This is a genomic window from Vibrio sp. QJM3NY_39, assembly GCF_057785895.1.
The window spans coordinates 1,046,861-1,067,802 of the sequence record NZ_CM173506.1 but is presented as its reverse complement, the minus strand read 5'-3'; the positions used below and the strand labels follow the sequence as shown (position 1 = coordinate 1,067,802).

Below are 20,942 nucleotides of genomic sequence, written 5' to 3'. Positions count from 1 at the left end.
TAAGTATCCTTGTTATTGTTTTAATGACCCATCATTAATGAGTGCCCTAATACTCTACAAAACACAATTCATACGTAACATTTTGGAAACTAGCTATGAACACCCAATACTTGCGAATCCCCTCATAATCAGGCGTAAAAACAACGAGGTAGACGCGCATCGCCGTCTTTGATCTAATGAATATCGCTGAACACACATTTCGAACAAGTGGGTTAATAATGCGCGACATTCAGATTCTACAACAAACCATACAAAACCAATGCCCCTCCATTCACAAAAAACGCGTTAGTTCTCTGATACTTGCTACAAAAAGTGTACTTGACGGCTCAGACTTAACGCTGACTAAACTAGGTCGCAAACTAGAAACTAATACCACGGTAAAACATGCGATCAAACGCGTTGATAGACTGCTTGGAAATCGCCAACTACATCGTGAAAAAGACCTTATTTATAAATGGCATGCCTACTTAATAACGGGCGCTAACCCATGCCCTGTGATCCTTGTGGATTGGTCTGATGTTCGTGAACAACTTCGTTATATGACGTTAAGAGCATCCGTTGCACTTGATGGTCGAGCCGTCACAATCTTTGAACAAGTTTTTGAGTATGGCCAATACAATTCACCGAAAAGTCACCAAACATTCCTCGATAAATTGCAGAGTATTTTGCCGAATAAAATCAGTCCGATCATCGTTTCTGATGCGGGTTTTAGAAATACTTGGTTCCGCCAAGTTCAGGAGAAAGGTTGGTTTTGGTTAGGTCGTGTCCGAGGTGAAGTATCAATCAAACAACCTCAAAAACCTTGGGTCTCAAATAAAACCTTTTATCCAAACGCTGTCCATAAACCCAAATATCTTGGCAACTGCTTATTAGCAAAGAGATCACCGATATCTTGTGAAGCCTATGTTTATAAGGGATTAGAAAAAGGCCGAAAAGCCCAGCGCCATAGTAGAACCAGCCAAAAACACTCCGCTACACATCTCTATCAACGCAGTGCAAAGGAGCCGTGGCTACTCGCGACTAATGTCCCTCGACATATCTTAAATGAAGTACAAATTACCAATCTGTACGCCAAGCGTATGCAGATAGAAGAAGCCTTCCGCGATCTAAAGAGTACCGCCTATGGGATCGCACTTCGTCACAACAGAACTCGCTGTACTAAGCGATTAGATATCCTGCTTCTTATTGCGTTGCTCGCTGAAATCTTGATGTGGTGGAATGGCCTAATTGCAGTACAAGCCAAATGGCATTTTGACTTCCAAGCCAACAGCATTAAACACCGCCGAGTTCTATCCATACCTCGTCTAGGGAGAGAGGTACGAAATCATCGGCGATATCAAATTAATGAATCCCAATATCAATGGGGAATGTTCGAATATCAAAGGCTCACACACAACGCAGGACTAGGGAAATTATGAGGGGATCCGTCAGCACCCAATAACAGGACGCAAAAAATAGCTAACTTTATGGCGAGCACCACCTAATAAGACATATAAATTTATTTTATTTTTCATTACAGTTAACCTCCCATGAAATTCTATCACTAGAAATTTCATCACTGTACAAATCAGTATTTTCAAAAAAATCATAACTTAATCCTTTAAAGTTGAATCTTCGCTATTTAAACAACACTTGTTTAATTAACCCCACATTAAATCACATAAAATAAAAGAGTATACTAATACATAGTATGACCATTTATTGAATGATCGGGCATAGCCTGAATAACATCCCAATGCTCTACTATCATTGAGTTTTCAACTTTAAAAATATCTACTATGACCCTATTCTCATCACCTCCAGGAGAAAAGCGTTTGACGTGTAATGCGACTAAATCCCCATCAGCTAAAACGCGTACAATTTCGCCCGGAGTTGTGCTTGGGACATTATTAATGAAATTTTTTAGCGCATTTTTACCATCAGGAATACTTGGATTATGCTGTATATACTCGTCACCGATATATTTATCAACCGCTTCAGAATCCCTACCAAATAAAACATCGTTATAAAAAGAAATTACTATCGATTTATTTCTCTCTTCGAGGCCCTGACCTGCATATAAACTAGAACTTATCAATAATAACATTAAAATACTCATTTTAATCATACTCTCTCACTCCTCAAAAAACAGTGTATGTATCATAGCGTATTGCCGCTCTATGAAATATCCGCAATAATGAGCATCATTAATTCATAAAACGTACAAAAATATGGACAAAATAGTCGCAGCTAAAGTTTTTATCGATGTAGCCCACACAGGGAGCTTTAGCGCAACAGCTGATCGTTTGACTATGTCAAGAGCTATGGTCACACGCTGTATAGCCGTAATGGAAGAGTGGTTTGAAGCTCGTTTATTTCATCGAACGACTAGAAAAGTTTCTCTAACCAACGTGGGAGTTGAATGCCTAGAAGATCTCAAACGCTGGGTTGATGATACTGAGAGGATGATTGACCAGTTTAAGCCCAAAGCGGAACTGCAAGGAACAGTTCGTGTCGCGACAAGTATGTCATTTGGTCACTCTCAATTAATGCCTGCAATCAGTGAATTCATGTCATTAAATACAAAAGTAAAAATAGATGTAGAGTTGCTCGATTCACCTCAAGACTTAATCAATAACCGTATTGACTTGGCTATTCGTATAGCTAAGTCCCCACCGCCATATTTGTTGGGAAAACCTATAGCGAAGTGCCGGTCAATATTAGTTGCTAGTCCGCATTATTTAAACAAAAACCAACCTATTAATTCACCTGAAGACTTAGTTCATCATCAGTGCTTGGGACATAAAAACATCGAAACTAACACATGGACACTGTACAAAGACGATTTGAAGAAAGTTATAAACGTTAACTGTCGACTGATAACTAATGAAGCAACTTCTTTAACTCAAGCTTGCATACATGGTGCTGGCGTGTCTTTTCAACCGATTTATCTAATTCAACCTTTTATAGATAATGGCCAGTTGGTTCAAATCTTGCCAGGTTGGGCACTGCAAGATTTGGATATTTTCGTCTTGTATCCTTCACGAAAACACTTGTCACCGATAGTCAGAGCTATCATTGACTTTCTAAGTGATTATTTCACAAGGAACAAATTTAATTAATGTTCAGTTTTGTATTTATACAATGGATCGATATTAAAAGGTTACTATATCAAAGTAGAGTTTCTTCCGCATTTCCGACTTTAATCAGGTTCAACGAGAGTTAAGGTTAATCTCAGTTATTTTTGTCGATCAGCCTTTAAAGGTTCCCAAAAAAAAGTTTACTTAAATGAATAATCACAACAAGCGATTTTTATACTGTTCTGGTATTTTTTCGCGTGACGCTTGAATATTTTGATAAAAGGACTTGCTTATTTATAACCCAATGTAAGAGAGACCAATTGGCCGCTTCTTAACAAGTGCAGTTCAAGCATTCGTAATCATTAATCTGTAAAGCTCATTTTGGTAATGGCGATAAAGGATGCCTACCGTAGTGTAGACATGTTCAACTCAATATCTCAATATAATGTCATCGGTTGCGCTTCCTTCAACAGAAGCAATATTAGCACGAGATACTTATTATCAGTTGAGTGCAAGAAATGCTCTCCAACTTCCAGCTTCGGAAGACGAATCGAAAACACGGTTTATGCTTCCATAGCAAGCCTCGACATAGACTTAGTTTTTAGGCTTAAACATAGCGATAGCCATGGACTAAACCACTTTTAACCAAAGCCTCCACGACGGAGGCTTTTTGCTATTCATCATGTTCTATTTATCTAAACGCTTGTTACAAAATATCTAATTTAACCAAACACTGAGCTCCCCTAAAATACCAATCAAATGCTTAGGGGAGATAGAACATGAATAGCTCAGTACATAATGACGAACTCAACAGATACATAGAGAAACTCGACTTCAACCTTACTAAGGATCAGGTTCGTGAACTTGGTTGGCAGCAAAGTAATGAAGAGGTAGGAAAAGAAAAAACAGTATTAGGCTCGTGGTTTTTCTTTTCTTTCTTTGGCTTATGTACGTCTGCATGTCTTGCGCTGCTGATGTATATTTCATGAGGATAAACAAAACAATGACCACGTATAACCAGCATGGAACCTTCAATTGGTTCGAGGTCGATGGAGAAACGTACATACTGTTCAAGGTCGGCAGCAACAGTGCTCTATTGAACCAACACTATGAGGATGTCACCGAACAACATAACGAAATATACAGGCTATTAGGGGCGATTCCATAAGCTCCTACGGCACGTATTCACTTATGGTGTATCTATTTACTTATGTTCTCTCTACTCACTAACTAGTGAAAACATCCGTTCTTTTGGGAACACGAGCTAGCTACAACAATCGGTTCTTATACTGTTCTGGCGTTTGGTTCGCGTAACGTTTGAACATGGTGATAAATGGGCTGGCTTGGTTATAACCCAATGTAAGAGCGACCTCTTTGACCGATTGGCCGTTTCTTAACAAGTCCATCGAGTACAGATAGCGGACACGCAATCGCCACTCTGTAAAGCTCATTCCAAGCTCCGTCTGGCAGTGGCGAGAAAGGGTTCTTTCCGTGGTGTGGACACGTTCAGCCCAATCTTTCAGTGTCACTTCGTCGGTTGGGTTTTCTTCAACAGAAGCCAATATAGGCGCGAGGTACTTATTGTCAGTCGAAGGTAAGAAGTGATGTTCAACCTCACGCTGCGCAAGTTGGTCAAGCAGTACCTGAACAAGTCTTTGATCTTGTTCTGTTTCCGCAACATTGATTCCACGATCGCGAAAATCATCGATGATAGAAGACACAATCGGCGTGATCTTTATAAGGCTGGTTTTATCTGGCAGATGTTGCGTTAGCTCTGGGGCGATATTTAGCGAACAGTAGTCCAAAGGCTTACGGTTGTAACTGCAATGCATCACCCCGGCTGGTACCCAAATCGCTAAATGTGGCGGCGCTAGAAATCGGGTGCTTTCCGCTTCCATCTCTAATATACCGCCACTGATCAATTGAACCTGTCCCCATGAGTGGCTATGAACTCGGGTTTCAGTGTTCGAAAGAAACGCTTCAAAATTCATAAATACGTTGGATGGTGCCTTATCAATTGATAAGGATGGATGAAGGTTTCTGGACTGTTTTTTCAAACTTGTCTTCCTATCGCGCCTGATGTCTTTCTAAAGATACTTGTAAGTATAACGACCTGTCAAACTAGCCGCATCAACTCATTTGCGACGGAATTCACATGCATTATCTCTTACCATTTTTTACAGTCTGTATCTGGGGCGCCAATGCAATCGTCAACAAGCTTGCTGCAAGCACCATAGAACCTAGCGCGATGAGTTTTTACCGTTGGTTTTTTGCGATGTTAATTCTCACGCCTTTCTGTATTCGCCCGGTGATGAAGCAGTGGGCTGTCATTAAGCCAAACCTATCGAAATTAGCGTTCCTCGGCTTTTTGGGCATGGTGTTGAACCAATCTCTAGGTTACTACGCCGGCTTAACCACAACCGCTTCCAACATGGCATTGATCACGTCTTTAGTCCCGTTGATCAGTGTGTTTCTAAGCGTTCCCTTATTGCACAAGTCCATTTCTAGTTTGAGTATTGTTGGCGGTGTGTTGTCACTGTCAGGCTTAGCTCTGATGTTAGGTAAAGGCGATCCGTTATTCTTCATGCATCAAGAATTGACTCAAGGCGATGGCTATATGCTAATTGCAGCCTTTGTTTATGCTTCTTACTGTGTGCTATTGAAACGCTGGAAAATGCCAATCAGTAGCTGGGTGGTGATTTACATTCAGGGTCTGTTTGCTGTCGCGATGCTTACGCCACTTTGGCTTACCAGCGAACAACTTTTACCACCGCAACAAGCGCTCCCATTGATAGCTTACGCAGCGGTTGCCGCTTCAATTTTAGCGCCTTGGATGTGGGTGAAGGCGATTGACACGATTGGTGCAGACTCAAGCGCGATGTTCATGAACTTGCTTCCGGTTGTTGCGATCGTATTAGCCGCGACATGGCTTGGCGAAGAGATTAACCAGTTCCACATCATTGGTGGTGTGATGGTAATTTCCGGTGTCATCCTTGCTCAAATCAAAAGAAAACCAAGGCTTGAGGCACCTCTCCCTCAACAAGGCTAAACGCATTACCCAACGCTCACATTAGGGTAAATATTCAAACCCACTTTTCTCACAGTGCCTACTCCCGAAGTAGGCACTGTTGTTTTATTCACAAGCCTTTCAAATGCTTTTAATACGCGTTCATTGTGGTTGCAACATGTTACCGACTCAGGTTTAATGCATTGAGTACCGTTTAAGTTGTAAAAGGAATTACAATGACTCAACCAACGATCCCTGTGATCATCTCGTCTCTGCTTGCTTTGTCATCTGCTTCAAGCTTTGCTGCCACTGTTCCTGCTGATGTGCCATTAGCTGAAGAACTATTAGCTGAGGAACAACATTTTGTGCGTGGTAATGGCGCAGAGCCCAACACACTAGACCCAAGCTTCGTAAACTCAGGTATGCCCGGTGACATTATCGTCAATGATATGTTTGAAGGCTTTGTGATTGAGGACAGTGACGGGCAAATCATCCCAGGGCAAGCCAAAGAGTGGTCTATCAGCAAAGACGGCAAAACCGTGACGTTTGTATTGAAAGACAACCTCAAGTGGTCGAATGGTGAGGCAGTCACAGCATCCGATTTTGTCTTTGGTTGGCAGCGCGCTGTGTCTCCTAAAACAGGTAACAACACAGGTTTTGTTTTTTCGACGGCTAATATCGTGAACGCTAGCGAGATTCTATCAGGAGACAAAGCTCCCTCTGAGCTTGGCATCAAAGCATTAGATAAGCGCACGGTTGAGATTTCACTTTCAAAACCTACGCCCTACTTTATGAGTTTAATGGGCATCAAGACCTTTTTCCCTTTGCCTGCTAAGTTGGTTCAAGAGAAAGGTGACCAATGGACTCGCGCAGAAAATATCGCGACCAACGGTGCTTACACTTTGAGTAAATGGGTGCCTAACGAATACGTTGAAGTCGAGAGAAACCCAAACTATTGGGATGACACGTCGACAGTCATCAACAAGGTGACCTATTTAGGCTTATCATCTCAAAATGCTGAGCTTATCCGTTATCAAGCGGGTGAAATTGATATGACCAATCGCGTTCAGCTTGAGTACTACCAGAAATTAATCCAAGAAAGCCCTGAACAGATCAAAGCGCAAGCTCTATTGGGTTCTTACGTCTATTCATTCAATACTCGTCAAGCACCGTTTGATGACGTAAGAGTACGCCAAGCACTGAGCATGGCCGTCAATCGTGAGATTCTGGTAGAGAAAGTTACAGGTCAAGGTGAGCCAGAAGCATACAGCGTGACGCCGAATAATATTCCTGACTACACAGCACCTTTATCCGAATTCAATTCTTTAGACAGCACGCAGCGTTTAACAAAAGCCAAAACACTACTTGCTGACGCTGGATACAACGAGAGCAAGCCACTCAAATTCACACTGACTTATAACACCAGTGAAAATCACAAAAAGATAGCAATAGCGATTTCATCGATGTGGAAGCCGCTGGGTGTGAAGGTAAAATTGGAAAACATGGAGTGGAAAGCGTATGTTGCGGCAAAAGGCGCTGGTGACTATCAAGTTGCACGCTCATGGGCATTTGGAGACTACCCAGAGCCTTCTGCACTGTTAGAGGCGTTCACTTGTGGTCACACGGCAAACGAAAGTGGCTACTGCAATCCCGATTACGATGAGCTCTTACAGCAAGCAAGTAAAACGGAAGATCAGTCTAAACGCTTTACTTTCTACCAGCATGCTGAATCGCTACTTAACGAATCTGCAGCAGTTATGCCTTTATATCATTACAATCACACCCGATTAGTGCGAAATACTCTCAAAGGCTTCCCTAACAATAATCCGAAAGGAAATATCTACGCGAAGGATCTATACTTTATTCAAGAGTAAAAATGAGCTGAATAACAAATATTTTTAACTACCACTTTAGTGGTAAAAAGACTAAAATAATTTAACTAAACCAGATAAACAGCGGTTAGTTGGCGAAAACAAAATAAGGTACCGCAATGAGTACCAAACGGCTTAGAAACACCTAGCATTACGCTATAATGCCGATCGTTTAAGAAGACTTGAACGATCCTGCAGTTAGAAGATAATCCTCATCAACAATGTTGATGGGGATTTTTTATGCTTGAACAAGAATTAGCAATGGCACACGAGACCATTGAAGATGCCGATAATTATGAATCTGTCGTCGACGCTATTCAGATTGAGTGGATAGAACAAGCTCTTCTTGAAACAAATAAAGCGAGCATAAGACGACGCCGACTTCCCGCGCAGCAAGCTGTCTGGTTAGTTATTTGGATGGGGTTGCAACGCAACATGTCTATCAAAGAGGTATGTAGTTCATTAGACATTGCGCTTCAGCCTAAACCTGAAGATAGTTGGTCTCGTGTCGCACTTAGTGTCCTAACTGATTCACGTCGACGTCTAGATGAGAGCCCATTAGCAGCTCTAGTTAACACAACGGTGAAGGCTTGGCACGGAGATATCCTTCAACAAGACAGAGACTTAGAACTTAATGTACTTGCTGTGGATGGAACAACATTTAGATATCAAGATTCCCCAGAGAACGCTGAAGAATTTGGGTTCATCTCTAAAAAATTGAAACCTTACCCTCAACTTCGTTTAGTCGCTTTGATGTCAACAGAAACACGAATGATTATGGGGGCGGCTTTTGATGGTTGTCATGTCGGTGAAACGACCTTGGCTAAGCGCCTATTCAATGATATCCCCGCACACTCATTGACCTTACTTAATCGTTGTTATTTCTCGGCAGACCTTTTGTTGTCGTGGCAAGAGAGTGCGGAAAATACTCACTGGTTAATGCCTGCAAAACGTAAACTACGCTATGAAGTGTTGGAGAAATATGCGGAAAACGACATGCTCATTTCAATGCCTATCTCTCCTCAAGCTCAACGGCAGAATCCGAATTTACCCGCACGTTGGGAAGCCAGATTAGTCCTATATCAAGAGCCAAAAGGTGAGATAAAAGGTTTTATTACTTCACTTACAGACCCTAGCAAATACTCGCTAGAAAGCCTGCTGCGTGTTTATTGGCAACGCTGGGAGATTGAAGAGGGTTATGGTGAAATTAAACAGACTCAACTGCAAAGTCACGTCACTTTACGAAGTCGTTTTTCTGCCGGTGTGAAGCAAGAGCTTTGGGGCGTATTACTTGCCTATAACTTAGTACGATTAGAGATGGTTAAGATAGCTTCAGAAGCCGGGGTTCGAGCGACTAGGGTAAGCTTTACTGCTGCAATTAACCTTATAGATGCTCAGTTACGTTGGTTAGCTTTAAGTCCAGACGGAACCCTACCAGTCAAACTTAAAAGGATGAGAGAAAGTCTGAGTCACTTCATTCTTCCAGATAAAAGAAAGGACCGAACGTTTCCACGTTCAGTCCTATTTGTTCCAGCCAAATATCCGTTTAGGTTCAAGCAGTAATGCTTATCCGAACGGCATTAAGTCTTTGAGACTGGCCTTTATTATTTATGGCGATTCTTTTTATCTTTAAACCCAAATCGCCAAACAGATTTTAGCAATCCTTTGAGTTTGATTTTAGTCACTCGCCAATGTGTCACTGGCCTTCTTGGTGCACTCACAAGCAGATGTTCAAAGGCTTGCTCACTCAAATTCACTTGTCCCCCATGCGCCACCAGCAAGGTGTCGAGCTGCATGTCATAGATACGAGATACCGACTCTCGGTACTTATTGGGATGAAAAATTGGGAAAGGCGGTATCAGCTTTTTTTTGACCTCAACCATTAAATCCGCCACATAGGCAACACTGTGTGATGGGCAATAGACGGAAAGGTCTCTGTCGGTATGGCCCGGAGTTTCCAGAACCAACCAATCATCAAAACCCGGAATGCTGTCACCATCCGACAGCTTGTAGTCCGGCTTCAACTTTCTTGAATACCACAGGTTTGCTTTGGGCCTGCCCAATCGATTCGCCATCCACCGTGCTAATGCCAAATCGGTCAAATGCATCAAGATACCATCAATGCCGTGATACCAATCCTTATCTCGGTTTGCTGCCACCAAATGACAATTCGTCAGCTTTCTGAGCTTGTGTGCTGCCCCTGCATGATCTGGATGCATGTGCGTAACCACAACCGTATGTAGATCAGCAAAATCACGCATAAGCTCTGTTTCGATGAAAGCCTTCAAATGCGGGATGTCAGCTCGACATGCACCATCAAGCAACAGCAACCTATCAGGGTACTCTACGAGATACATGTCTTGGATATAACCTTTAATGGTATGCAGTTGCAAACCCACTCCTTGTGATAAAACAACTGGTCAGACCTATACCATAGCAAACTCACCATCAATTGTGATCATTTTGTTAAAAACAACCTAAACCGAATAGAAAGCTCGAATAAAGATTTCCATTGGTATCCACTAAATTACTCAAATCCAACTCAACTCAACTCAACTCAACTCAACTCAACTCAACTCAACTCAACTCAACTCAGTGCAACGGGAACAGATTCCAAAGATGAGCATCAATTTAATCCGATATTTTTCAGCATTATCGAATGCTCACATTACCGAAAACCTTGCTCAACAAGCCTTACGCTTTAAGCGCTCAGCACCATTTATCGTAACGACAAAATACGTGATTTGTTGACCTAAGTTATTCGGACTATATATGCGCCTCTATTTTATTGTCTGAGTGCTATACATGAACCAATTAATTGATGCTCTTTCTACCCAAGGTTATTTCGTTTGGGATGACTTCTTAACTCAAGAAGAAGTGGTGGCATTGAGGGATTGCATTCCAGAGAACTGGAAAAAGGCTAGGATCGGCCGTAATGATGAAGTAGCACGAGAAGCAACGATTCGTAGTGACAAAATTCAGTGGGTACGCCGTGATATGGGCGAACCAGCATCTCTGTTCCTAGACAAAATGGAACAAATTCGTTTAGAGGCAAACCAAGCGTTCTTTTTAGGTCTGTTCGAGTACGAAGCGCACTTTGCTAAATACGAAAAAGGTGACTTTTATCAGAAGCACTTAGACTGCTTTAAAGGCAATGAAAACCGCCGCCTAACCACCGTGTTCTATATGAATGACGAATGGTCTGAGGAAGACGCAGGGGAGCTCGTGGTTTACGATCTGAAAGACAATCACATCGCGACCATTCCACCAAAGGGTGGTCGACTGTTGGTATTCTTGTCTGAACAGTTCCCACACGAGGTACTGCCAACCAACACAGAGCGATTCAGTATCGCTGGTTGGTTCCGAATTAACGGCGTGAAAGACAACCAATTGGATATCGCGCACTAAAACTGTATCCACATCGAACCTTCTTCTAAGCCTCTCCATCGAGAGGCTTTTTTATTGAACAACAGTTGTCCAATAAAACGTCTTAAAAACCGAACATGTTCAACATCAAAACCATCAATAACTTTTCTCTTAAATAAAATCGAAACGAATCTTTCATATCACTGAAACAGTTTAGCCACGTAAGTGAAATATGGCCTGTTCAAGATAGCTTCAAACGACACCCCTACCGTCTCGTTAATACTCTAATTCAATACCTCTACATAGATTTCATCCAAAAGGAAAAGAAGATGAATAAGCTAATTTTGGCAGGCGTTCTTTCGGCAACAGCAGCAATGCCCGCGCTCGCAACGACTCAAGTCACTTGGTGGCACGCAATGGGCGGCCAACTTGGAGAAACCGTCAATAAGATTGCGACTGACTTTAATGCGTCACAAGATGATTACAAGATCACGCCAATCTATAAAGGTTCATACACAGAGACCTTAACTGCGGGTATCGCAGCATATCGAGCAGGCGAAGCTCCTAACATTCTACAAGTCTTCGATGCCGGTGCTGCAACCATCATGAACGCTAAAGGCGTGGCGAAACCAGTACAGGATATTCTGGTTGAGTCGGGCTACAGCTTTAATTCGAATGATTACCTGGCGGGCGTTCGTAACTTCTATGCCGACAACCAAGGCAAAATGGTTGGTATGCCTTTCAACAGTTCGACACCGGTTCTTTACTACAACAAAGACCTTCTCTCAGAAGTGGGTGCCAAAGCGCCTAAAACTTATGAAGAGTTAGAAGTGGTAGCCAAGAAGTTGAAAGCAGAAGGGCACATCGCGTTTTCTCAATCTCTAACGCCGTGGATCATGTTTGAGAACTTTAAGTCTCGCCACAATCTACCAGTCTCTGACCAGAACAACGGCTACGACGGCCTATCCACTAAAATCATGTTCAACACTAAAGATATGATGATGCACGTTAGCAAGATGAAAGAGTGGTCAGATCTAGGTTACTACAAGTATTACGGCAGCGACTGGGATGCAAACCAAACGCCTTTCGAGCGTCAAGAAGTGGCAATGTGGATGGGTTCTTCAGGTTCATTCGGTGGCTTACGTAACCGCGCACCTTTCGAGCTAGGCACAACTTACCTTCCTTACTGGAAATCGATTAACTCAGATGCTGGCTTAACCTTCATTGGTGGTGCCGCTCTGTTTGCATTGAATGGCCATGGCCAACAACAAGACAAAGGTGTGGCTGCGTTCTTTGATTACCTGACTAAACCTGAAACTCAGGTTTACTGGCACAAAACCACTGGCTATGTACCTGTAACGACCGCTGCATATGAACTAGCGAAAGAGTCTGGTTACTACAAAGACCAGCCAGACGCGGAAGTGGGCGTAAAGCAGCTTAGCCTGAAATCGGGCGAGTGGACTAAGGGCTACCGCTTAGGTTATTACCCGCAGATCCGTGAAGTGATGCACCGTGAGTTCGATAACATCTTCGCAGGCCGCTCTAGTGTCGAGAACAGCCTAGATAAAGTCGAAGATGAGAGCAGCAAACTACTGAAACGCTTCGCTCGCACCATGAACTAATTCTGCTTTTTAGCTAGAGCAGATAACTGAACTGAAGGCTTAACACACCAAAAGCCGTTCATTGCTCCTCACCACTTGTCACTGCGTTATTAAAAACGTAATGGCAAGGCGTGAGGAGGTTCTTCATTAGCGCCATTTCTTGCTCCAACAACGATAACTCAACTGGATGCATGCCTTGATATCGCGCTAGTGGTAACGGTCACTAATCTAATAGTGGCTACTGTAACTATTTTTAGGGATTACCCTGTGGAACGACGTCAGCAATTCTTTCACTCTCCGCTGCCTTACCTATTTTTGGCGCCTCAGATCCTCATCATTGCCGTTTTCTTTATCTACCCAGCAGCAAAGGCGGTTTACCTTTCATTTATGCTGGAAGACCCTTGGGGCACCTCATCTATATTCGTCTGGTTTGAGAATTACCAAATGCTATTCGAATCGAGCGAGTACCTGAACTCGATTGGCTTTACTTTGATGTTCGCGATTGTGGTCTCTTTCTTATCACTTGCCTTGGCTCTGCTGCTTGCCGTGAAAGCCGACAACATCATTCACGGACAAGGCGTATACAAAGTCACCCTCACTTGGGTTTATGCGGTTGCGCCCGCGATAGCAGGCGTTATCGGTGCTTTCTTGTTTAACCCACACATTGGCGTGTTTACCGAAATATTTGCCGTTGTGGGTTGGGACTTCAGCTTCCAAACCGACCCTGTTGATGCCACGTTTGCTCTGATTTTGGTGTCCGTGTGGAAACAAGTTTCGGTGAATTTCATCTACTTTCTGGCTGGGCTTCAATCGATCTCTTACGCCGTAAAAGAAGCAGCGATGTTGGATTGTATCAGTGACTCGAAACGTTTCTGGACCATCACTTTCCCACTACTGGCCCCTACTGGCTTCTTTCTGTTGGTCATCAACCTCACCTACTCCTTCTTTGAAACCTTTGGCGTGATAGACACCATGACCAATGGCGGTCCGGGCGGAGGCACAACGTCGTTAGTCTACAAGGTGTATCGAGATGGCTTTGTTGGCGCAGATTTAGGCGGCAGCTCTGCACAGTCTGTTGTGTTGTTACTACTGGTCCTCACTCTTACATTTATCCAGTTTCGCGTTGTAGAAAAGCGTGTTCATTACTAGCCCACGACAGCTAGGTTTTAACGCGACAGGAGTTATTTATGAAAAGTAATAAGGTCTCTGACCACCTAATTTTAATTGCTGGGATGCTGTTTATGTTAGTCCCTATCTGGCTAATCTTTGCCAGTTCAACCCACAATCCAAACACCATTGTCAGCGAAGGTCTGCAATGGCTACCGGGCGATAACTTTACGGCTATTTATAGCGAAGCTTGGAACAAAAGTATGGGCTTCAGTGGCGAAGTCACCGCCAGTAAAATGATCGCCAACTCAATGATCATGGGCCTAGGTTTTGCGATCGGTAAGATCATCATTTCGATGATGGCGGCGTATGCTTTGGTCTACTTTCGACTGCCTTACGCCACGGCGTGGTTTTGGTTGATCTTCGTAACGCTGCTACTGCCATTAGAAGTTCGTATTATCCCTTCCTATGAAGTTGTCGCAGGGCTTGGGCTTCTTAATAGCTACACAGGGTTGATTCTACCTTTGATCGCATCAGCCACCGCGACCTTCTTTTTTAGACAGTTCTTCAAAACCATCCCCGATGAATTGTTAGAAGCCGCACAGTTAGATAACGCAGGTCCATTTCGATTCTTTGTCGATATCTTGCTGCCTCTATCTAAAACCATGATCGCCGCGATCTTCATCATCATGTTTGTTGTGGGTTGGAACCAATACTTATGGCCGATCATGATGACTACCGATGAAGGCTACAACACCATCGTGATGGGCATAAAACAAGTACTCAACAACATCAATGAAACCAGTTTACCGCGCTATGACTATGCTTTCGCCATGGTGATTTTAGCCATGTTGCCACCCGTTTTAGTGGTGGTTGTATTTCAGCGTTGGTTTGTAAAAGGGCTAGTAGAAAGTGAAAAATAATAACGACACAACTCAAATGAACAATAACCGCATTCAATCACTTGATGAGTACAAGACGTCTCAGCTGCCTTCTCACCAAACTATCCACAAAAATACAGAGGACACCTCGATGCCAAACTTAAAGCAGACGCTAGCGCACAACCAAGCCACTCACGATCGTACGCGTAAAGCTGCCACCATGTTGGGTATCAAAAACTTGGTCAAGACGTATGAAAACGGCCATCAAGCCGTCAAAGGAGTCTCGCTTGATATCGATGAAGGTGAGTTCCTTGTTTTGGTGGGTCCTTCTGGTTGTGGCAAGTCTTCTATTTTGCGATCCATTGCGGGTTTGGAAAGCATCTCTGGTGGCGAGATTCACTTAGGTGGCCGTCGGGTTGATACAGAGAAACCTGCCCTGCGTGATATCGCGATGGTCTTTCAAAATTATGCGCTCTACCCTCACATGACGGTGTACAAAAACCTAGCTTATGGCTTAAAGAATCGAGGAGTCAGTCAGCACCTTATTGAAGAGAAAATTGAGAGAGTTGCCAAAACGCTGAAAATCGAAGAATACCTAGACCGCAAGCCAGCCAAACTTTCTGGTGGTCAACGTCAGCGTGTTGCTATGGGGCGAGCGATCGTTCGCGACCCTCAACTGTTCTTGTTTGATGAGCCTTTGTCTAACCTAGATGCCTCATTGCGCGCTCACATGAGATTAGAAATCAAAAAGCTACAACGCGAGCTAGGCGTAACCAGTGTTTACGTGACTCATGACCAAGTCGAAGCCATGACACTGGCAGATAGAATCGTGGTTCTCAACAAAGGTCAGATAGAACAAGTCGGCACACCAAGAGAAGTTTACCACCAGCCTGCCAGTACCTTTGTGGCAAGCTTCATTGGCAGCCCCGCGATGAACTTCTTAACTGCCACGCTCGATGATGGCTATCTTGAAATCGGCGATCAACAAATGTATCTGCCAGAGTACGCGCACGTTAAGAACGCGACAATCACGCTTGGCATACGCCCTGAACACTCTGAGGTTTGTTCCGAATTAAAAATGAACACCTTGCCTCTCGAACTGCGTATCAGTGTGGTTGAGCCATTGGGGCCGAATCAATTGGTTCATGGCCTTGTGAACGACCAACCCTTTATCGCCGTCACGCCAGAAACGACACTATGCCAAGTACTACCGCTCGGATTAAGCATTGATAAATCCAACCTGCATATTTTTGACAATCTTGGCAAACGCATTCACCCAAATAACTTCACCTCACAGGAGTCACACGAAGATGCGACAAGCTTAACGACGGCTCTAGCTTAATCGAGTACACTGATATTTAATGCGTTTTTACGGTGCGTCTTTAAGAAGGATTAATTATGTCGTCTATCATCGTAGGTCATCGGGGTGTTGCAGGTACTCACCCAGAAAATACCAAAGCAAGCATTGAACAAGCGGCTAAACTCGGCTTGAAATGGATTGAAGTTGATATTCAGCCCACTCAGGATGACCAACTGGTCGTTTGTCACGATCACACGCTTGAGCGCTGCAGCGATGGCAAGGGTCGAGTTGATGAACACACCCTTGCTGAACTGCGTCAGCTCGATTTTGGCCGTTGGAAGTCTGAGCAGTTCGCTGGAGAAAAAATACTGACGTTGGAAGAGTTACTCGCACTTGTTGAGCAGCATGATCTTAGCGTCAACCTCGAAATCAAAGTCGACAGCCGACATCAAGCCCCTTATGTCGTTGATTTGCTGCACGACGAGTTGATTCGCTCAAATCTAGACACCGATAAGGTCTTACTTTCGAGCTTCAGCCATAAGGTGGTTGCTGAAATGGCTCGTCATTTACCGAGATATCGAGTGGGAGTAATCACAGAGCAACTGACTCAAGATGATCTTATGCTCATCAATGAGGTCAAAGCGTTCAGCTGTCACATGAACTATGAACACGTTGATCAGATCGATCTTGACACTCTCAACAAAGCGAACATTCAAGCATGGTGCTACACCGTCAATGATCCGTCTCACTTCAAGCTTATCTCAAAAGTAGATGCTGTATTTACTGATTTTCCGAATCAATTCAACCCTATAAATTGACCTCGTAAATACCGCAAAAATACCCCCGAGAGACTTTAAAATTAACCCTGAAAAACCTGAAAATTAGGTAGTAAACACAAGTGAGTAGGAGTACATTCCGCTACTCACTTGGTTTCACTAGCTCGCCTTATTAGACAGCTTCATTGGTTACTTAATTTATGGATCTCATTTTTAGTCCAACCTTCCCAATTTTGGGTGCAATCTTCATTTTCGCCGCTATTGTTCGTGGCTTCTCAGGTTTTGGCTTCACCTTAGTGGCATTGCCATTGAGTGCGTTATTCGTGCCTGTTATCGAACTGGTTCCTGTTTTCATGCTGATCGACCTGTTAGGCAATATCCAATTGCTGCCGAAGGTTAAACATCACGTAAATTGGCGATGGGTTTCAAAGGTATTTATCCCTTGTTTGGCCTTCACGCCCGTCGGCTTGCTGTTACTCAAATCCGTTAGCCAAGACACGATCATCTTGATCATCAGTGCCTTCATTTTTGCGTCAGCAATCATGATCTACAAAGGGTTCCAATACAAAAGCGAACCTAGATTTGCTCCCTATATTCTAGGCAGCCTTGCGGGGGTAATGAATGGCGCAGCTTCAATGTCTGGCCCTCCGGTTGGCACGCATGCATTGGCAAGTCCTGTCGCACCACACATTGCCAGAGCCGGCCTGATTGCGTTCTTTGTACTAGCTGATTCTAGCGCCTTTGTTACGGCCTCTATCGCAGGGTTAGTCGATCGTGATGTGGTCTGGCTTACTCTAGCACTCTTACCAAGCAGCATGTTTGGCGGCTATGTCGGTTCAAAATTGTTTGAGAGGTTTGGTGGGGCGAAGTTCAAGCCAGTCACGATTGCACTGCTCATTGTGATTGCTATCTTCAGTGCAGGTCGAGTCTTACTGTAACTGGCTCTAGCGCTGATTTCGGCAAGTGTTTTTGATAGTTGTTTTCGAGAGTTGTTTAGGGAAATTGGGTACCGACAACTACCATTCGATATGGATAGGAGTGCCCATTTTGACTAGCTCAATAAACGCATCCATATCTTGATTGGTTAAGGCAATGCAACCATCCGTCCAATCGAAGCTTTGTATAAAACTAGGTGAACGACGCTCACCATTCTTGATTCCGTGGATCTTGATATTGCCCCCAGGATCAACATCATTTTTTTGTGCCCACTGCATATCTGATGATCGCGGGTAGTTGATATGCACCGAGCGGTAGAAGTCTGATTCTTCCATAACATAGTCGAGCTGGTATTGCCCTTCTGGCGTTCGATTGTCCCCTTCAAAGCGCTTATGCCCTTTCGGTTGTTTACCTAGCGCAATACGAAATTCCTGAACCACTTCCTCCCCTTTGAGCAGATACATTCTACGTTTAGATTTGTCGACTTTAACTAAGGTGACCACTTGCAATAACGGGTCTATGCCAGAAGACGCGTCAGGTAGAGTGTAAAACTCTTGAGAGGAACTTTGAGGTTGACCTAATGAAGAGTTTTGAGAGGGATCTAGTGAAGAACGTTGAGAAAGCTGGGCGACCTTTTGTTGAGAGTCCCCTTCAAGAGCATCGTCCATAACAATGACATGCTTCGAATTCGAGGTGACCGATGACGTAGGTGTGCGATTAGAATGGGAAGGTGCTGACTCAAATACAATGGTTTCGATAGCGGTCGCATCAGACACAATTTTCTCAACGACGAGCTTCTCCGCATAAGCGAGCGAAGTAGAAAAGAGTAAACACAACGATAAAGGCCAAATCAAACGCACCCTTAAATCTCCTCAAAACGCATGGACATGGTTCGAGATTGAGTTTCCATCCCTAACGACTCATAAAAACCCTGAGCTTGTTGGTTGAACTCCATCACTTCTAACCTAAGCTCGATAGCACCGCTAGCTTGAGCCCACTGATTGAATGACTTCATTAAAGCTCGACCGACACCTTGGCTTTGAACTTGATCGTTAACCACAATCGTATTCACTCTTGCCACCTTATGCGGCTGAATAAAGCTCACCCCTTTGTTCTGTGTCACCTTCCCGGCTAAGAAGCCGACCACTTGTTGCTCATCAACGGCAACGAAGAAAGCCCCTACAGGATCGATCATCAACCCTAACCAGTACTCTTCACTGTCGGTAAAACCCAACGAAGGTGGCGCAAATACCATTGGAGCACCAAGATGATGTTGACGATTTATCTGCTCTGAGAGCTCTAAGATCGAGCTTATATCAGTGACCTTGGCAGTCCGGATTTGCATATCATTACCTTATTTGAATTCACTAATACCTTAGCAAAAATGACTTGGTTGTGCACCGTTGTACTGGTCAACCCAGACGTTCTGTGAAGGCTGGTTATTAATATTAGGCACTATGTTTAGGGAATTTGTTCCGTAAATCTCAGGCACATTGCCAGCCGTTGAGTGCTACTATCTCTGCAGAATCAATACACTAACGACGACTAACGACTGGACACCTATATGATTAAGTTTGCTGTAATTGGAACGAATTGGATTACACAAAAGTTTGTTCAAGCTGCTCACGAATCTCAATCGATGCAACTTGCAGCGGTTTACTCTCGAAATCTAGACAGTGCGGCACAGTTCGCCCAAGAGTTTGACGTTGAAACGACGTATAACTCACTCGACGCATTGGCCAATGACAAAACGGTTGAAGCCGTATACATCGCTTCACCGAACTCACTCCATTGCGAACAGTCCATCTTCATGATGGAGCACGGCAAACATGTCATCTGTGAAAAGCCTGTCGCATCGAATATTAATGAAGCAACCCGAATGTTTGAGGTTGCTCAGAAGAACGGTGTGGTGATGTTTGAGGCGTACAAATCTCAGTTTCTGCCGAACTTTAAGCAAATTCAACTTGGTTTAGAAAAGATTGGCAAGGTACATAAGGCACACATCAACTACTGCCAGTATTCATCGCGCTACCAAAAATACCTAAACGGCGAGAACCCAAACACCTTCAACCCAGCTTTTTCTAACGGCTCATTGGTCGATATTGGCTTCTACTGTGTTGCCGCGACAGTCGCGTTATTTGGCCAACCTGAAAATACACAGGCTTCTGCAAAGCTACTGGATTCAGGTGTCGATGCTCATGGCTGTGCGATCTTCCAGTACCCTGAGTTTGACGTAACACTTGCTCACTCCAAAGTCAGTGACTCTTATGCGCCAAGCGAGATCCAAGGTGAGTTAGGAGCGATCATCATCGATCACATCGCTGAATGTACTGACGTTCAGATTCGCTTTCGTGATGGCACGGTAGAAAACCTCACTCAAGCACAAAGCGAAAACTCCATGAGTTACGAAGCGCAGGCCTTTGCTAGTTGCATTGCTGGCGACAACACAACAAAAGCGCAAGCCCAACAGCGCGCTTTAACGGTTGCCAAGTTAATTACAGAGATGCGCCAACAAGTTGGTGTCGTTTATCCAGCGGATAAATAACGTCACAGCATAAGTTAACAACCTGATTTTTAAGACATACTGATTTATACATAACTAAATTTAATCTTTACGACAAATAACCGGATTAGTTGATTGGGGTGCCATCTGTTTAAATCCGCGTTCGATATCTATCGTATTAATTTAATTTATTGAAGGTGTGTAAAGTGTTTTCAGTTGATGATCGCGTTGTAGCAACAAAAGGTGTTGAACTAGGTGAAATGGTAGTAACTGGCCTAAGTGCTGGTGGCGGCTACGTTCACGTTACAACGGTAGAAGGCGCAATGACGCTTACTTACCCAGCACAAGATCTTAAAAAAGCATAGTTTAACCACTCTGCCCTTTTAGTAGTCACTCTACTAAAGGTAACAACATTGAGGCTTTGGCTGACTTCACTCTTCTGCATTAGAGTGAGCCGCCAGAGCCTTTTTTGTGCCCGTTATTTCTCACTAGCCTTCCCATTAGTCTACTCATTGCAGTAAAGCCGAATCCAACA

20 protein-coding genes are annotated in these 20,942 nt (G+C 43.7%); 15 read left to right on the top strand and 5 right to left on the bottom strand.

From position 1 onward, the window contains the following. Positions 1-218 precede the first annotated feature (218 nt). Complete coding sequence (locus AC3CHU_RS20660; RefSeq protein ID WP_132982278.1) at positions 219-1,418, top strand: IS4 family transposase; 1,200 nt, start codon at positions 219-221, stop codon at positions 1,416-1,418. A 260-nt stretch (positions 1,419-1,678) separates the two neighbouring features. On the opposite strand, the gene AC3CHU_RS20655 is transcribed toward AC3CHU_RS20660, so the two are convergent. Beyond that, positions 1,679-2,107 carry a nuclear transport factor 2 family protein gene (locus AC3CHU_RS20655; RefSeq protein ID WP_488525549.1) on the bottom strand — a complete coding sequence of 143 codons (429 nt, stop codon included), beginning with the start codon at positions 2,105-2,107 and terminating at the stop codon, positions 1,679-1,681. A gap of 103 nt (positions 2,108-2,210) precedes the next feature. On the opposite strand from AC3CHU_RS20655, the gene AC3CHU_RS20650 reads away from it, so the two are divergent. After that, positions 2,211-3,101: a LysR family transcriptional regulator gene (locus AC3CHU_RS20650; RefSeq protein ID WP_488525548.1), complete on the top strand. Its 891-nt coding sequence runs from the start codon at positions 2,211-2,213 to the stop codon at positions 3,099-3,101. Between the two features lie 737 nt (positions 3,102-3,838). Then, the gene (locus tag AC3CHU_RS20645) at positions 3,839-4,048 is read left to right on the top strand and encodes a hypothetical protein (RefSeq protein WP_488525547.1); all 210 of its coding nucleotides are present in this window, start codon (positions 3,839-3,841) and stop codon (positions 4,046-4,048) included. A 279-nt stretch (positions 4,049-4,327) separates the two neighbouring features. On the opposite strand, the gene AC3CHU_RS20640 is transcribed toward AC3CHU_RS20645, so the two are convergent. Next, a complete protein-coding gene (locus tag AC3CHU_RS20640) occupies positions 4,328-5,116 on the bottom strand; it encodes an AraC family transcriptional regulator (RefSeq protein WP_017081402.1) in 789 nt (262 codons plus the stop codon). 98 nt (positions 5,117-5,214) lie between these two features. On the opposite strand from AC3CHU_RS20640, the gene AC3CHU_RS20635 reads away from it, so the two are divergent. From AC3CHU_RS20635 to AC3CHU_RS20625, 3 genes are all read left to right on the top strand, one after another. Next, the gene (locus tag AC3CHU_RS20635; protein WP_488525546.1) at positions 5,215-6,108 is read left to right on the top strand and encodes a DMT family transporter; all 894 of its coding nucleotides are present in this window, start codon (positions 5,215-5,217) and stop codon (positions 6,106-6,108) included. 194 nt (positions 6,109-6,302) lie between these two features. After that, positions 6,303-7,940 (top strand): peptide ABC transporter substrate-binding protein, encoded by a 1,638-nt coding sequence (locus AC3CHU_RS20630; protein WP_488525545.1) that lies wholly within the window; start codon positions 6,303-6,305, stop codon positions 7,938-7,940. 237 nt (positions 7,941-8,177) lie between these two features. Further along, on the top strand, positions 8,178-9,500 hold the full coding sequence (locus AC3CHU_RS20625; protein ID WP_488525544.1) for an IS4 family transposase: 1,323 nt from the start codon (positions 8,178-8,180) through the stop codon (positions 9,498-9,500). 41 nt (positions 9,501-9,541) lie between these two features. Here the strand turns inward: AC3CHU_RS20625 and AC3CHU_RS20620 are convergent, their stop codons facing one another. After that, complete coding sequence (locus AC3CHU_RS20620; RefSeq protein WP_488525543.1) at positions 9,542-10,330, bottom strand: MBL fold metallo-hydrolase; 789 nt, start codon at positions 10,328-10,330, stop codon at positions 9,542-9,544. A 412-nt stretch (positions 10,331-10,742) separates the two neighbouring features. On the opposite strand from AC3CHU_RS20620, the gene AC3CHU_RS20615 reads away from it, so the two are divergent. The 7 genes from AC3CHU_RS20615 to AC3CHU_RS20585 all read left to right on the top strand — a co-directional run bounded on the left by AC3CHU_RS20615 (position 10,743) and on the right by AC3CHU_RS20585 (position 17,906). Next, positions 10,743-11,345, top strand: coding sequence for a 2OG-Fe(II) oxygenase (locus AC3CHU_RS20615; RefSeq protein ID WP_488525542.1), 603 nt, complete (start codon positions 10,743-10,745; stop codon positions 11,343-11,345). Positions 11,346-11,632: 287 nt separating this feature from the next. Next, a complete protein-coding gene (locus AC3CHU_RS20610) occupies positions 11,633-12,925 on the top strand; it encodes an extracellular solute-binding protein (RefSeq protein ID WP_488525541.1) in 1,293 nt (430 codons plus the stop codon). Between the two features lie 246 nt (positions 12,926-13,171). After that, positions 13,172-14,053: an ABC transporter permease subunit gene (locus AC3CHU_RS20605; protein WP_488525540.1), complete on the top strand. Its 882-nt coding sequence runs from the start codon at positions 13,172-13,174 to the stop codon at positions 14,051-14,053. 38 nt (positions 14,054-14,091) lie between these two features. Next, complete coding sequence (gene ugpE / locus AC3CHU_RS20600) at positions 14,092-14,934, top strand: sn-glycerol-3-phosphate ABC transporter permease UgpE (RefSeq protein WP_012601047.1); 843 nt, start codon at positions 14,092-14,094, stop codon at positions 14,932-14,934. Beyond that, positions 14,924-16,234 carry a sn-glycerol-3-phosphate import ATP-binding protein UgpC gene (locus AC3CHU_RS20595; protein WP_372244528.1) on the top strand — a complete coding sequence of 437 codons (1,311 nt, stop codon included), beginning with the start codon at positions 14,924-14,926 and terminating at the stop codon, positions 16,232-16,234. The genes ugpE and AC3CHU_RS20595 overlap by 11 nt, the downstream gene beginning before the upstream one ends. A 56-nt stretch (positions 16,235-16,290) precedes the next feature. Further along, a complete protein-coding gene (locus AC3CHU_RS20590; protein WP_146456524.1) occupies positions 16,291-17,010 on the top strand; it encodes a glycerophosphodiester phosphodiesterase family protein in 720 nt (239 codons plus the stop codon). Positions 17,011-17,168: 158 nt separating this feature from the next. Further along, complete coding sequence (locus AC3CHU_RS20585; RefSeq protein ID WP_017079569.1) at positions 17,169-17,906, top strand: sulfite exporter TauE/SafE family protein; 738 nt, start codon at positions 17,169-17,171, stop codon at positions 17,904-17,906. Between the two features lie 78 nt (positions 17,907-17,984). On the opposite strand, the gene AC3CHU_RS20580 is transcribed toward AC3CHU_RS20585, so the two are convergent. Continuing rightward, complete coding sequence (locus tag AC3CHU_RS20580; RefSeq protein ID WP_488525539.1) at positions 17,985-18,764, bottom strand: L,D-transpeptidase family protein; 780 nt, start codon at positions 18,762-18,764, stop codon at positions 17,985-17,987. A 2-nt stretch (positions 18,765-18,766) separates the two neighbouring features. Next, a complete protein-coding gene (locus tag AC3CHU_RS20575; protein WP_004733067.1) occupies positions 18,767-19,249 on the bottom strand; it encodes a GNAT family N-acetyltransferase in 483 nt (160 codons plus the stop codon). Positions 19,250-19,468: 219 nt separating this feature from the next. On the opposite strand from AC3CHU_RS20575, the gene AC3CHU_RS20570 reads away from it, so the two are divergent. Both AC3CHU_RS20570 and AC3CHU_RS20565 read left to right on the top strand, forming a co-directional pair. Next, positions 19,469-20,449 (top strand): Gfo/Idh/MocA family protein, encoded by a 981-nt coding sequence (locus AC3CHU_RS20570; RefSeq protein ID WP_488525538.1) that lies wholly within the window; start codon positions 19,469-19,471, stop codon positions 20,447-20,449. Positions 20,450-20,613: 164 nt separating this feature from the next. Then, a complete protein-coding gene (locus AC3CHU_RS20565) occupies positions 20,614-20,772 on the top strand; it encodes a hypothetical protein (protein ID WP_004733064.1) in 159 nt (52 codons plus the stop codon). Positions 20,773-20,942: the final 170 nt, after the last annotated feature.